The 13,933-nt window shown below is 68.8% G+C and carries 11 protein-coding genes and 2 pseudogenes; all 13 read right to left on the bottom strand.

Going from position 1 to position 13,933, the window contains the following annotated elements:
• Window positions 1-272: 272 nt before the first annotated feature.
• Window positions 273-551: pseudogene (locus PBV52_RS29100) on the bottom strand (pyrroloquinoline quinone biosynthesis protein PqqE); the annotation flags it as partial.
• Window positions 552-610: 59 nt separating this feature from the next.
• Window positions 611-1,288: pseudogene (locus PBV52_RS29095) on the bottom strand (sorbosone dehydrogenase family protein); the annotation flags it as partial.
• Between the two features lie 163 nt (window positions 1,289-1,451).
• Entirely contained in the window at window positions 1,452-1,940 is a 489-nt protein-coding gene (locus PBV52_RS29090) for an adenylyltransferase/cytidyltransferase family protein (RefSeq protein WP_274242294.1), read from the bottom strand.
• Window positions 1,937-3,478: a fibronectin type III domain-containing protein gene (locus tag PBV52_RS29085; RefSeq protein ID WP_274242292.1), complete on the bottom strand. Its 1,542-nt coding sequence runs from the start codon at window positions 3,476-3,478 to the stop codon at window positions 1,937-1,939. Before PBV52_RS29085 ends, PBV52_RS29090 begins: the two co-directional genes overlap by 4 nt.
• A gap of 74 nt (window positions 3,479-3,552) precedes the next feature.
• Complete coding sequence (locus tag PBV52_RS29080; protein ID WP_274242290.1) at window positions 3,553-5,097, bottom strand: oligosaccharide flippase family protein; 1,545 nt, start codon at window positions 5,095-5,097, stop codon at window positions 3,553-3,555.
• Window positions 5,094-6,752: a hypothetical protein gene (locus tag PBV52_RS29075; RefSeq protein WP_274242288.1), complete on the bottom strand. Its 1,659-nt coding sequence runs from the start codon at window positions 6,750-6,752 to the stop codon at window positions 5,094-5,096. Before PBV52_RS29075 ends, PBV52_RS29080 begins: the two co-directional genes overlap by 4 nt.
• Window positions 6,727-8,178, bottom strand: a complete 1,452-nt coding sequence (locus tag PBV52_RS29070; protein WP_274242286.1) for a hypothetical protein — start codon at window positions 8,176-8,178, stop codon at window positions 6,727-6,729. The genes PBV52_RS29075 and PBV52_RS29070 overlap by 26 nt, the downstream gene beginning before the upstream one ends.
• Before the next feature lie 56 nt (window positions 8,179-8,234).
• The gene (locus PBV52_RS29065; protein WP_274242285.1) at window positions 8,235-9,005 is read right to left on the bottom strand and encodes a bifunctional 2-polyprenyl-6-hydroxyphenol methylase/3-demethylubiquinol 3-O-methyltransferase UbiG; all 771 of its coding nucleotides are present in this window, start codon (window positions 9,003-9,005) and stop codon (window positions 8,235-8,237) included.
• An 11-nt stretch (window positions 9,006-9,016) separates the two neighbouring features.
• Window positions 9,017-10,219, bottom strand: coding sequence for a glycosyltransferase family 4 protein (locus tag PBV52_RS29060; protein WP_274242283.1), 1,203 nt, complete (start codon window positions 10,217-10,219; stop codon window positions 9,017-9,019).
• Window positions 10,220-10,257: 38 nt separating this feature from the next.
• Window positions 10,258-11,238 carry an NAD-dependent epimerase/dehydratase family protein gene (locus PBV52_RS29055; protein WP_274242281.1) on the bottom strand — a complete coding sequence of 327 codons (981 nt, stop codon included), beginning with the start codon at window positions 11,236-11,238 and terminating at the stop codon, window positions 10,258-10,260.
• Window positions 11,239-11,373: 135 nt separating this feature from the next.
• A complete protein-coding gene (locus PBV52_RS29050; RefSeq protein WP_274242280.1) occupies window positions 11,374-12,486 on the bottom strand; it encodes a glycosyltransferase in 1,113 nt (370 codons plus the stop codon).
• A complete protein-coding gene (locus PBV52_RS29045) occupies window positions 12,483-13,031 on the bottom strand; it encodes a putative colanic acid biosynthesis acetyltransferase (protein WP_274242279.1) in 549 nt (182 codons plus the stop codon). The genes PBV52_RS29050 and PBV52_RS29045 overlap by 4 nt, the downstream gene beginning before the upstream one ends.
• A 35-nt stretch (window positions 13,032-13,066) precedes the next feature.
• Window positions 13,067-13,771: a CDP-alcohol phosphatidyltransferase family protein gene (locus PBV52_RS29040; protein WP_274242278.1), complete on the bottom strand. Its 705-nt coding sequence runs from the start codon at window positions 13,769-13,771 to the stop codon at window positions 13,067-13,069.
• Window positions 13,772-13,933: the final 162 nt, after the last annotated feature.

Genomic DNA, 13,933 nt, shown 5'->3' with positions numbered 1-13,933 from the left:
AGCACGGCCCTTCCGGAACCGCAAGCCGGGGGCGAGGAGGCCCACCGGGTGCCTGGCCGGCGCCGCACTGACACTTCCCGAAAGATTCCCGTACGTCCGCCCCAGCGCTGCCTTACGGCAGTTAGGGCGACGAGTACTGTGGGACTCGCTTCCGGTCCTCCCGGCGGGAGGCGCGCAGCATCAACACTCGACCGAGCAACTCGGACAGTCTGCCATATGGGGCAGGGGGCTGGCCAATCGAGCCGGAGAGAATACCCCGAGGGTGACGTAGGTCAAACCCGGGCGGCCGCGCCCTCGGATCGACCCGGTCCCCGCCGCCTGATCGGAGCCGATGCGTCCGCACTGCCGTCCGCCAGCGCCCGGATCACCCCGTGGTCCGGGGACAGCCGACAGGCGGGGTCCGTACGGGCGGCGTCGCCGGTGAGCGCGTACGCCTGGCAGCGGCAGCCGCCGAAGTCCTCGTCGCGGCGGGAACAGCTGCGGCAGGGGTCGGCCATCCAGTCGGTGCCGCGGTAGCGGGTGAACGCCTTGGAGTGGTCCCAGATCCAGTCTGCGCGGGGGCGGTGGTGTGATCCCAGGTGACCTTCGGGTTGGTCATGCCCTTGTCGTCGCAGTGGCCCTCGCAGTGCGGCCAGCCGTAGTTGCGGCCCGGCTCGATCAGGTTGAGTTCGTCCGTCGTTTCCTGGCCGATCTCCACCGACCACAGCCGACCCTTGCGATCCCAGGCCAGGCCCTGCGGATTGCGGTGGCCGTAGCTGTAGCTGTGGTTGCCGAACGGGTTGCCGGGAGCCGGGGCGCCGGACTTGGTGATCCGCAGGATCTTGCCGTTGATCGAGTTCTTGTCCTGCGCGAGCTGGGCCTGCGTGGCCTCACCGGTCGTGACGTAGAGGTACCCGTCGGGCCCGAAGGCGATCTTGCCGCCGTGGTGGTTCGAGCCCCGCCGGAGCCCGCCGAGCACCACGGTGTAGCCGCTGAGCGACTTGCCGTCGTAGTGCATCCGCACGACCCGGGCCTCGGTCGCGGTGGTGTGCATGAAGAACACGCGCTTGTCCTTCGCGCCGTCCCACGTCGGAGACAGCGCGACCCCCAGCAGCCCGCCCTTGGCTCGGTTGGTTGGACCAGCCCGTGGACAACGCGGTGACGCCGGCGGCGGCGCGCGGGGCGCGATCCGTGGCCACGGCGGTGGGGGACGGTACGGGGCCTGCCGATGCCGGCTGCGCCAGGCCTGCCGCCAGCAGGGCGGCCGCGGCGGTGAGCGAGGGTCGGCTGGGACCCCGCCGCCCTGCACAGCAATCTTTACGAGGCGTGAGCGGGCTGCCACTCGTGGTGAGCCGCCCGCGAGGGTGAGGTTCTCATGGTGCGGAATGGGATGTGACGATACGTCAGACGGGGCCGACGGGCCGCCTCGGCAGACCCGTCAGCCACACCAGCACCAGGCCACCGGCCCGGCGTCAGCCCTCTGTACTTCTCGGACCCGGTCCCGCGAGCTGTCCCGAGGCAGGCTCGGAAGGGCTCCGCTGGGCGAGGAGCTGGAGCGCGTCCCGTAGCAGCGTGCTCGAGGTGTGCACGGTGTAGGGGAAGTAGACGACCTTCACCCCCACCCTCGCGAATTCGGTTTCGAGAGCCGTCCAGACCTCCGTGCCGAGCCAGTCGTCACCTTTGAAGATGACGTCGAAGCCGACTTCCTTCCAGATCCCGATCTTGTCGTCCACGGTCGCGACGAACGTCTCGTCCACATAGCGCACACTCTGAACGATCTGCAGCCGCTCGGAGAGCGGGACGACGGGCGGCCTGCCCTTCAGGCGCACCACGAGGTCGTCCGAGCAGACACCGGCGATGAGCCGGTCGCAGTGCCCGCGCGCCCGGCGCAGGATGTTCAGATGGCCCACATGGAAGAGGTCGAAGACCCCTGGCGCGTAGCCGAGACGTTCTCCCATCAACGCTGTTCCTTCGGACGCCCGTCGGCGACCGCTGCGACTACGAGCGCTTTCGACCTGGGCGAGGTGTTCTCGCCGTCGCTGACGGCGATCCGGTAGCGATGGCGCGAGCCGGGGGCGACGGAATCCGTGTACGTCATCGTGGGCCGGTTCCACTCCGCGGACCGCTGCGTCGGCGAGGCCACGAGCTTGCCGTCGCGGTAGACCAGGTACTTCAGCTCCGCGTCGTCCCGGTCCCATGCGGCCCGCCAGCTGAGCGTGACCTTGCCGGCGGCCGAGGCCGAGGCCTGGAGCTGGGGCGGCTCTTCCGGGGCTCCCCGGTCGGGCCCGGGCGAGAAGCGGACCAGGCTCTGCTGCCCCCTGCCGTTGACCGTGGTGAACTCGCCGCCCGCCCAGAGGACTTCACCGGCCATCTTCAGCGCACGAGGGCCGTTGCCCTCGCCGGTGCCGCCGTCCGTGTCGGGGAACCAGTGCAGGATGTGCCGGTTGCGGACCGACTGGGCCAGGAAGTGCTGGCGCTGGTTGTACTCGGGGAAACCGCCCGGTGTGTCCCTGCAGTTGTGGGCGTGGGACCCGCTGTAGAGAACACCGTTGTGCACGGCGACGGCTTGGGTGGCACCCAGGCAGGTGTCCTTCCAGACCATCTCGCCGTTGCCGAGGCGGCCGGCGATGCGGCCGTCGAAGATGCCCGTTCCCTTGCCCTCGGCCGCCAGATAGAAGTTGGTTGCGTCGCGTACCAGCGCCTTTACCTTCGATCGCACGGGCAGCCAGCTCGGGTACGAGGTCACCGTCGTGCCTGTGGCGGGGCGCAGGGCGACGAGCTTGAACTCGAACTCGTCGTTGACCTCGAGGAAGTCGCCGCCGACGATGAGCTTGCCGAACTCGGGCGCGGCGAGGATGGCCCGCACGGGGGCGTCGATCTCCGCCTTGAACGGCAGCAGCGAACCGCTGGGGGTGAACGCCGCGATGCGCTGCCTCTTCTGACCGTTGACGATCGTGAAGTCGCCGCCCAGATAGACCGCGGCGTCCGTGACCTCGATCGCCCGCACGAACGACGACATGTGCGGACGGAAGTCCTTGCGCAGCGAGCAGTCGGCCGTGTTGAGCGCGACCGCACTGGACGCATCGGCCTTGCCGACCTTGCCGAACGAGCCGCCGACGTACAGCACCTCACCGTCCGGCGACGCCTTCAGCGCCCGTACGGTGTCACCCGCGCCGGAGAAGGACTTGGCGCACGGCAGCAGCTTGCCGGTGGCGGCGTCGAACGCGGCGAAGTTCTTGCGTGCGACCTCCCTCTGGCCGGGCTTCGCGCCCGGCGGACGGACCTTGCCGAAGGTTCCGCCGACGTACACGACACCGTCTGCGTACTCGATCGACCAGACGATGCCGTCGGTCTGCCAGGTCGCCAAACGGTCGGCGGTCAGGGTCTTTTCGTCGCCGTCGGCTGCCGAGCTCGAAGCGGTGATGAGCGACGCAGCCGCGAGGAGGGCCACAGCCGAAGCCGTGGTGGCCCCCCTCTTCGTGCTTTTTCTCAGGCGCATGGAACATCCCTGGTTGCAGCAAGTACGGGTGGGAGAAGGGGAGGAGCAGGGGCGGTCTCGGCTCTGAGACGGCCTCAAGTGGCGCGTTCGCGCAGCACACCGACGAGTTCACGCACCCCCAGGGGGGCGCTAAATCGCCACAAACTTATACCGAATACGCAAAATCCCATGGTGATTGCGACGGCAAGTCCGATGGCCGTGTCACCTGCCAGGAGCCTGGCGGGAAGGACCAGCGGCACCGTGAGACACAGGCCGGCGGCGGTCGCCAGGAGATATCCGTGGTCGATGATCGTGAAGCCCGGATGCCGCCGCACCAGCGCGGCGGAGACCAGGTTCTCGACGACGGTCGCCGCTGCCCACGACAGGGCGGCTCCGAGGACGCCCAGGCGGGGTACGGCGAGCAGGCCGACCGTCAGCTGCACCGTGAACGCGACACCGGTGACCGCCAGATGCCACGAGCTCTTGCCTGCCATGAGCAGCACCGTCTGGGCGTTTCCCACCCCCACGTTGACCGCCGAGGCGATACAGAGCACCACCAGCGCGGCCGCCCCCTGCTCGAACTCCGGCCCGAACAAGGACAGGACGGTGCCCGGGAAGCAGGTGAGCAGGACGAGCAGCGGCCAGGAGAACAGCACGATCCAGCGCGTCGAGACCCGGTACAGATGGCGGGCCTGTGGGATGTCGCCCACGGCGAGGAGCCGGCTGATCTCCGGAGCGACGGCCAGCCGGATGGCGAGCTGGAGCAGCGTGGCCGCGATGACGACCCGGCCGACGGCGGTGTAGATGCCCGCCTCTTCGCTCGTCGCCAGGCAGGACAGCAGGACGACGCCCACCCAGACCGCGCTGATGTCGAAGACGGAAGAGATCGCCCGGGGCCCGGCGAATGCCCAGAATCCGTGCCGTGTGGCGGCCGCGTCGGGTGCGGGGGGACGCCCGGGGCTCGTACGGCGGCACCGGCGCAGCGCGTGCCAGGCGACGACGACGCCGGCCAGGGAGGGAATGAGCCAGGCGGCGGCCAGACTCAGCACACCCGGGGCCAGCAGGGCGACCGGTACGGCGATCAGCACGCGCAGGACCGGTTTGCCGATCTGCTCGACCCCGACCAGCGGAATCACCGTGCCGTAGCCCTGGGTCGCGCCGAGCAGAACCAGGGTGACCGTGGCCAGAGGGAGAAACAGGGCGAAGAGCCGGACCAGAGTGACCGCGTCCTGTGGAGCCAGGTTCGGCAGCAGCGAGGTGGCCATCGAGGGAGACAGGAACAGCAGGGCGGCGGCCCCGGTGCTCACCGCGGCTCCCGGTACGACCGCGGTGCGCAGAAGCGCGCCCACCTGCCGGCCGCCGCCTGTGGCCACGTCACGGGAGACGAAGCGCACCAGCCCGGTGTCGGCACCGAGCTTGCAGGTGTTGCTGAGGATGGTGAAGACGGCAACGCCGGTGAACACCGCTCCCGACCCATGCGCCCCCAGGGCACGAGTGACCAGGGTGACGAGGGCGTAGCCGAAGACAGCGCTGACCGCTGCCCCCAGAAAGCCCCACCACCCGCCCCGCGCGGTGGCGGCGACCCCGCTCCGGGCGGCCTTCCCACCGGCGGCGGGAAGGGCCGTTCCGGAGGCGCTCATCCTTTGGAGGCGGTGAGCGTGTCGTCCTGGGCGGACGAGCCCTGCGGCTGGGAGATCAGCTCTTCCTGCGGGTGGCCGCCGGCCTGGTGCGCAGCGCCGGACAGACCCTCGGCACGGGTGGCCGGCATCGCGGACGAGCCCGGCTCCCCCGGCCCGCGGCTGCCGTCCAGGGCACCGCGGAGCAGGCTCCGCCGAGTACCCGGGCAGAGCACCGCGCCCACGATGTGTCCACCCGAGCAGCTGATCAGCTCGCGAACCTGCCTGAGGTCGTCACGTGTGGTGTGCTCCAGGCCGCCCACGATGAGGACGCCGTCCGCGCGTTGGGCGACCGCGAGACCGTCGGCGTGTTCCAGCAGAGGCCGCGTGACGACCACCGAGGACCTTCCGGCAGCGGCACACGACAGAGCACGCACCACCATGGGGGACATCGGGATGTCGCCGGTGGACGCACCCCGTCTGTCGGGGCAGAGCGTGATGCGCCCCGCCGTGCCCGCGTCGACGACGACCCGGCCGTCCAAGGGGCGCAGCGGTTCGGCGTCGTCACCCAAGTCCTCGCTCAGCAGCGGCAGTCGTGCCGCGAGGCCGGGTGTGCTCGCGGTGGCGTCCACCAGCAGTACGTCCTCACCGGACTCGGCGAACACGGCGGCGAGGTTGATGGCGGCCGCCTCGGCCTCGCGGTCGTGCTTCGGGGCCACGACCAGCAGCGTGCCGCCGGCCGTACGGGCATCGCCCTGCCGGAGGTGGAAGGCGACCGTGCGGTACACCTCCGCGCGACTGCTGGCGACCCGGCCGACCTCCAGCAGTTCGCCGTCCTTCCCGGTGCCCGGGAGGATGGCCAGCACCGGGGCGCCCAGTGCGCCTTGGGCCTCGCCGACCGAGCGGACCCGCGGTTCGAAGGCGCACCGCAGCCAGGCGAGCAGGACGGCCAGCACCAGTCCGCCCATCAGGCCGAGGCCGATGAGCGCCACCGGCCCCGGCCCCGCGGGCTGCTCCGGCGGCTCGGCCTTGCGTACGACGTCGCCTCCGGTGGTGTCGCGGGACTCGAAGTCGGAGATCCGCTTCTGCAGCACGTTGATCTGGTCCCGCAGAGCCGCGCTGCCGGGCTTGCCGGCTTCCGCGTTGCTCTTTCTGGTCAGCGGGGCGAGCTGCTTCTTCAGCGCGCTCGCCATCCGCCGCACCGTGGCGTCGGTCCGCTCCTTGCGGTCGGCGAGATAGGCGTCGAGGAACGCGTTGGTGATCCGGGCCGCCCGCTTCGGCGTGCCGGCCGTGTACTCGAACCGGAGAATCTGGGTGTGCGGCGGATTGCTGACCCGCAGCTCCTCCAGCAGCGTGTCGGCGTGGGAGGGTTCACGCAACGCCTTTGCCGCACGGGCCGCGACGGAGGCACTGAGCGCGATCTGCTGCTCGGTGCCCATGCTCACCTGGTTGTCGACGGACACGCCGAAGGTGCTGAACGGGTCCACCGTCGAACGGACGAGGACCTCACCGGTGGAGGTGTAGCTGCCCGCGCGGAGCAGCACCAGCAGCAGTCCCCCGAGCAGCCCGAGGACGATACCCAGCGCGATGGTCACGCGGTACTTCAGCAGCTGGCGCAGCTGGTCGCGGAGCTGGTCCGGTTCGCCGTACCGGTCATCGAAGCTGGTGGAGCTGGTCACGGATGCCTCCTGTTCCAGGGATGGATGCGTGGCTGGCGGTCGCGGGCGGCAGCGCCGGTGAAGGGAACCGGGATGGCCGGGCGGCGGGGCGGGTGATGAACAGCGGGACGACCAGGAGCAGCAGCATCGGCCCCACGATGGCCAGGAGGCTGCCGCGCAGGAAGATCATCTGGTAGAAGGCGAAGGCCGGGACCAGCAGAAACGCCAGCGTCGTCCGCCTGTCCCGGAGCCGTTCCCGGATGTCGTCCATACGGCGCCCGGCCGCACCCAGCAGGCAGAAGACGGCCGCCACCGAGGGAAAACCGGCCCACATGTAGCTCTCGATCCACAGCGGTGCCGAGAGGTTCCAGAAGTCGTAGCCCGCATGCTGGGCGAGCGTGATGCCGACGGCCTGCGGCTTTTCCGGCCACACGGAGCGCGGCACCATGAACACGACGGGACCGAGCGCGTCCGACGGCGAGAAGCCGTGCTCCTTCACATGGTCGACACCCGTCTGCATCTGCTGGAAGGAGTCGTAGTCCATGTTCGAGGTGAGCTGCTCCGTCAGGCTCACCACCTGGACGGCTTCACGTTCGCTGTAGCGGAAGTAGTCGCTGTACGGGAAGACGAGCAGCACCACCGCCGTGAGCGCCGCGGCGGTGATGCGGAAGGCCCGTGGGCGGTTGAACCGGCTCCAGGAGAACAGCAGGACCAGAAGGACGGTGCCGGCCCAGAAGCGCGGCCTGCTGATCGGGTTGTTGACGACCACGTTGAGCCCGAGCAGCAGCGGGAGCAGCAGCCGGCGGGCGCCGCGCAACCACCGGTCGCCCGTCGTGCGGCGGGGCAGGTGGATCAGGCCCACCAAGGCCCAGAAGGCGGGGACGGCGAGGATCCAGGTGCGCAGCGTCCGCTCCGAATCCGTCGCGGACTGCGACTGCCACAGGGCCTGCCTGCTGGTGAAGAAGGCGCCCCACCCTCCCAGCTGGGGAATGAGCACGACCGCGAGCACGAGGGACAGGCCGCTCAGGACGAGCACGGGCAACGGCGCGAGCCTGCGGGAGAGCACCGGTCCGAGAACGACCGAGCGATTCTCTGCCCGCCTGGCGGCCAGGAGCGCTCCGGCGCTGTAGGCGAGGAGCCCGACTTCGGTCAGGACGGTGACGGTGAAGGCGTTGGCCTCGTCGGTCCGGTAGCCGAGGGGGTAGGTGTCGGTGGCGAGCATGGCCAGCGGCGCCAGCCCGAGCCATACATAGGAGAAGAGCCAGAAACCGAACGCGACGAGCCGTACTGACGTATCGGTGAGCACCCACGTGAGCGCGCCACCGGTATGCGCCACGACGACACACTGCACGACGAGTGCGGCGCCGACGTGGCCGTCGGAGGTCTGCAGGACCAGCCCCGGCAGCAAGCCGATGAGTACAGCGGCCCAGGCACAGACCGCGGCCATGCAACGTTCTTGACTGCCCTGCACCTGCACCCCTCTCACGTGAATCTACTTGTATCTCACATGCGATACATATCGGGTGAATCCACGAGCGTTTTGCTTGAGGGCTGCCGCTTCGGCCGACAAACCATGAAGTACTGCGAGCTCAACCACCAGGGCAGGTTCGGCACCGGGCTCATATGCACGGCATCGAGAGAGAACCGCTCCCTCACGACTTCCCGCAGTTCACGAAAATCAAAGCCCTTGTGTGTGGTGCGCGGATTCTGCGGTCGACTCACATGCATTCCGACCAGTGCCTTCAGCACTTCCGTAGGCGTGTACTCCGACTTGAGCGAGCGGCTGCGAATCATCCAGTTCGACACCTTCGGCACGATGGCCAGGCCGCACATGATCGGTACGGAGATCACGAGCGCGCCGTTCGGCTTGAGAATGCGCACCGCGTCTTCGAGCAGATCATCGAGTTCTTTGGCGTAAAGATGCTCGCAGACCTCGAACGCGGTCAGCACATCCACGCTCTGCGCCGCGATGCTTTCCATCGATTCCGCGTACTTCACTTCGGAATACGCCGGTTCCATGTACCGGTCGTATCCGACGAGCGTGACGTCGGGGCGCGCCTCGCCGAGCGTGTGCAGAAAGAGTCCCGGCCCTGCGCCGAAATCGACGACGGTTCCGTTCTTCGCGCATACCCCGGTGACAAGGTCGACCGCCACCGTCATACGAGTACGGTGAGCGAAACGCGCCAGCGGATTGCCGGACTTGACCGTTTGTTCTTCGTAGGAAATTTCGCGCATCGAGAGCTCCCGATGTTGGTTGATGAGAAGACATGCCATGCCGAAAAGGCTCAGCCGGTGTGGGAGCGGCTTACGGTCCTCAGGATGTCCTCGAATTGCGAGGCGCAGCCCTCCAGGGCGAACTCGCGCTCGGCCAGCGCCCGGCTCTCCTTGCCCAGGGACTCCGCACGCGCCGGGTCGTTCAGGACCTCGCGGACCCACGTGGCCGCGTCCGCCAGCGAGGACTCTTCCGGGGCGAACACCACCGAGCCGGCCTTGCGGAGCAGGTGCGCCGCCAGGTTGTCCGCCGGCATCAGGCCCAGCACCGGGCGTCCGGCGCACAGATAGGACAGCGTCTTGGAGGGCACCGAGAACTCCCCGGCGTCCGCCGCCAGCAGCACGACCAGCACATCACCCGTGCCCAGCACCTCGGGCAGCCGCTCGTACGGCTGGAAGGGCAACAGGGTCAGATCGACGCCTCGGGCGGCCGCGGCCTCCTTGATGACCGGGACGGCCGGGCCGTCGTTGACGACGACGAGGCGGACCCGTTCGCCCTGCTCACGCAGCGTCTCGACCAGGCGCACCAGCAGGGCGGGGTTGTGCTTGAGGCCGATCGTGCCCGAGTACAGCACGGTCCTGACGCCGGTGAGGCCGTGCTCCTGCGACCACGCGTTGGTGCGGGCCACGGGGAGGATCTCGTCCAGCGGCGCCCAGTTGGGAATGACGGTGACCTTGTGGGCCGTGCCCCACTCCCGGTGGACCCGCACGAAGGAGTCGGCGATCACCACGATCGCCGAGGCGCGTCGCGCCGACCACTTCTCGCCCTGCTCGAAGACTCTGGCGGCGACGCCCATCAGCCTCGACACACCGGCGGCGGCGAAGCTCCGAAGAGCGATCGCGGTGATGTCCTGGTGCCACAACACCCAGGGGATGCGCAGCATCTTCAGCGCCGACGCGGCCACGACCAGGGTCGGGATCGGCAGATTCCCGAGCATCGCCACGTCCGGTTTCTCGCGCCGCACCTGTCGGGCCAGTTCCAGGCCCAGCCGGGTCTCCTGGAAGAGGCGGCGGACGTAGGCGCCCTTGTCCAGCACGATGTGGTCGCCGATGGTGACGAACCGCAGGCCGGCGACCGCGTTTTCGGCGAGGTTGCCCTTCCCGGAGACGTAGGCCGGGCAGGTCGAGTGAACGACGTCATGACCGCGATGCGCCAGCTCACGGCTGAGCTGTGCCTGGAACGGGTGCCCGCTGTAGTCGTGGACGAGGATCCTCATCGGCTGCTCTCCCTGCCGATTCGAGCGATCACGAGCGATCACGAGCGAGCGAGCTTGACCTGGTCGTAGACCCAGGCGTAGGTCTTCTCGAGGCCCGCGGTGAGGGGGATCGAGGGCTCCCAGCCGTGGAGTTCGCGGATCAGGCTGTTGTCGGAGTTGCGGCCGCGTACGCCCTGCGGCGCGTCCAACTGGTACTTGCGCTCGCAGCGGATGCCCGCGATCTCCTCGACGATGTCGACCAGTTGGTTGATGGTGACGAGTTCGGAAGAGCCGATGTTGACGGGGACACTGCTGGCCCCGTGCATGAGCATCTGCGTGCCGTGGAGGCAGTCGTCGATGTACATGAAGGAACGGGTCTGCCGACCGTCACCCCAGATGTCGATCCGGTGCGACCCGGAGATGGCCGCCTCGGCGATCTTGCGGCACACGGCCGCCGGGGCCTTCTCGCGGCCGCCGGTCCACGTGCCCGCGGGGCCGTACACGTTGTGGTAGCGCGCGACACGACAGGTGAACCCGTAGTCCTCCTCGAAGTGGCGGCACATGCGCTCGGAAAAGAGCTTCTCCCAGCCGTAGCCGTCTTCGGGCTGTGCCGGATACGCGTCCTCCTCCTTCAGCGCGGTGACGTTCGCGGCGGTCTGCTTGCCGGCGGCGTACACGCAGGCGGACGAGGAGTAGAAGTAGCGCTCCACATCGGCCTCGTGGGCGGCCTTGAGCATGTGTGTGCTGATCAGCACCGACATCATGCAGGCGGCCTTGTGGTTCTCGATGAACCCCATGCCGCCCATGTCGGCGGCCAGCATGTACACCTGGCCGGCGCCCCGGACGGCGTCGCGGGCGTTCTCCAGGAGCGACAGATCGGCGACGACGTTCTCGGCGTCGCGGTGCAGTTGGTGCCACTCGTACTGAGGCTTGATGTCGACGCAGCGCACCGACAGCCCCTGCGCCAGGAGGTCGGCAGCGAGATGCCCACCGATGAATCCCCCGCCTCCGGCAACAACGGCGTCCACCTGCTTGGTCATGGCAACTCCTCCAGAAACCCGGAATCAGTGGTCACTGAGACCCGCCTGGTAGGCTATGCACCAATTATCCGAATTAGGCCAATATGCCACGCCCTTGCGCCGCCCCGGGTTACCTGATGCCTCCGTCTGGACCTGTCAGAGATTTCGGTAGAGCTCTTCCAGTCGGTCTGCCACCGCGTGGATGGAGAAGGCTTCCTCCACTGCGCGCGTGCCCGCCTTCACCAGCCCATGTCGTTTGTCCTCGTCGGTGAGCAGCTCGCAGACCGCGTCGGCCATGGCCTGCGGGCTGCCGTCGGTGACGATCGCCGCTCCGCGGCGCGCGAGTTCGTCCGCCATGCCGCAGGTGTCCGTGCACACCACCGGGGTTCCGGCGGACATGGCTTCGATCACGGTCATGGGGAACGGCTCGTCCACGCTCGGCAGCACGTACACCGCCGCTTTCGCGTAGGCACGCACCGCCTCGGCGTACGACAGCGCCCCGCCGTAGGAGACGACATCCCCGAGCCGGTGGATGGCGATGAGCTGACGCACCGTCGGCAGCGAGCCCTCGTCCGGCCCGTGCAGGGTGAACCGCGCGTCGGGCAGCTTCCGGTGGACCAGGGCGGCCATCTCGACGAACGCCTCCGGGCGCTTGCGCGGATGCAGCCGCGCCATGAAGAGCACCTCCGGGGCGTGCGGCCGACGCTCCACCGCCGCGTCGCGCTCGGGCCGCACCCCGTTGGGCAACGTCAGCAGCGGCGGCCCCTGCGGTCCGATGACCTCGGACACGGCCCGCCGCTCCCGCTCGGTGAGCACCAGACAACCGCGCGCCCGGCGCAGGAGAGGTACGTACAGGCTGTCGAAGAGCTTGGCCACAAGCCTGTGGCGTGGCTCCACCATTCCGTGCGTCTGCGTGAAGAACCTCTTTCCCCGCAGCGTCGCCACGGCCAGCGCGGCGAGGGAGACGAGGTCGCGCCCCGCGTGGATGTGCACCACATCGGCCCTGCCCATGGAACGCCACATGTCCCTGACGAGCAGCGGGTGCATGATCCCGGTGAAGCGGCCAGGAAGCAGGGCGCGCGCCGGGCGCGTTCGCAGCGGAACCGAGCCGATGCGTGCCGGTGCCTCGGCTCTGCCTCGCCACAAGGACAGCAGCGTGACCTCATGGCCGCGCGCGGCGCACTCCTCCAGTTGTCCCGTCGCCACGCTCGTGGGACCGCCGTACGCTCCGTCCTCGCTGACGAGCGTCACCACATGAACGAGCCTCATCCCACGCCCCTCGCCGTGACGACCTCGGCCGGTGCGATGTCGCGGTGGGCGATCGCCGCGGCACCCACCACAGCGCCACGACCGACGGTGACCCCTCGCAACACGACGGCCCGCGCCGCCACCCAGGCTCCGGGCTCCAGGCGGATGGGCCCGTTGTCGAACTCGAAGGTGGGGCTGAGGCGCTGGTGGCTGCCGGTGCACAGCAACGCCCCCTGGGAGACACAGACATTGCTGCCGATGCTGATCCGCTCGAGGTTCAGCAACCAGGCGTCCTCGCCGATCCATACGTCGTCACCGATGTCCAGCCGCCACGGCCAGTGCACGCGCACCCGCTGGCGGATCAGCACCCGTTGCCCGATCCGCGCGCCGAAGGCCCGCAGCAGAACGGGCCGCCAGCGGGCCGGGAACCACCACTTCACGAAGACGAGGTTGAGAACCGCGAACCAGGCTGCCTGAACGAGCAGGGGGCGCCCCTTGTCGTAGCCGGCTCCGGTGAAGCCTCGCAGGGAGCGTTCCACGGCGGTCGGCACGGCGGTGTCTGCCATGGGTCGACCCTTCTTTGTGAGGGGAATGAACCGGGTCAGGAGAGTTCCCGGAACCACTTGGCGAAGAATGCGGGCACGAGCATCAGGTGGGCCGCGAGCAGGGCGACATACAGCGTGAAGAAGAGCTTCTGATTTCCCAGGAACAAGAAGATCAGGCAGAGCAGGCCGTAATCCACGGGCAGCAGCGCCATACCGCGAGCAGCGGAGGCCGGGCGCACCGGGCCGACGTGCGCATCGTCCCCTCGCCGTCTCAGCTGTTCCGTCAGGATCCCTCCGAAGAACAGCAGGACAGCGGCGAACTGGAAGGTGATCGGGGTGAGCAGCAGGACGGGACGCGGGAGGTCGAAGAACCGGTAGAACGAAATCAGAACCGCCGCATGGACGCTCAGGATCTTCGCGCAGTCCACCACATGGTCCATCCACGCCCCGGCAGGGCTGGCCGACCCGTGCAGCCGGGCCAGTTGACCGTCCGCGGAATCAAGCGCGAACCCGACGAGCAAGGCGAACGCGACCCATGGTGCGAGCGCGTGTGAGGGGGGGTAAAGGGCGATCGCGGCAATGGCCGGAAAGGTGACCAGGCCGCTTGCGGCGGTCACGTGGTTGGGCGAAAGCCCGATACGGTGAGCCGCGGCCGCGAGCAGCCTTCCGGCCGGCCGATTGACGAATCGTGAGTAGCCGGGGACCCCGCGGGCGGGCTTCTGCGCCTTCGAGAGCTGCTTCAGTGTGCTGGGGAAGTCCACTCTCTCAACCTCATGCCTGAGCAGGCGCAACGATCACCGCTTGCCACATCCTCAATGGCGTCCGTGCGCGAGGATTCCGAAATCACCTGGAGCGACGCGGTCGACCAGCTGGGTGAGGCGAGCCCTTCGCGTAATCGTGTCCCATGCATCTCGCCTATGGAT

Origin of the sequence: Streptomyces sp. T12, from assembly GCF_028736035.1 — a bacterium.
In the GTDB taxonomy this organism is placed as follows: Bacteria; Actinomycetota; Actinomycetes; order Streptomycetales; family Streptomycetaceae; genus Streptomyces.
Note: the sequence above shows the minus strand (reverse complement) of the source record. Positions and strands in the feature narration are given on the sequence as shown.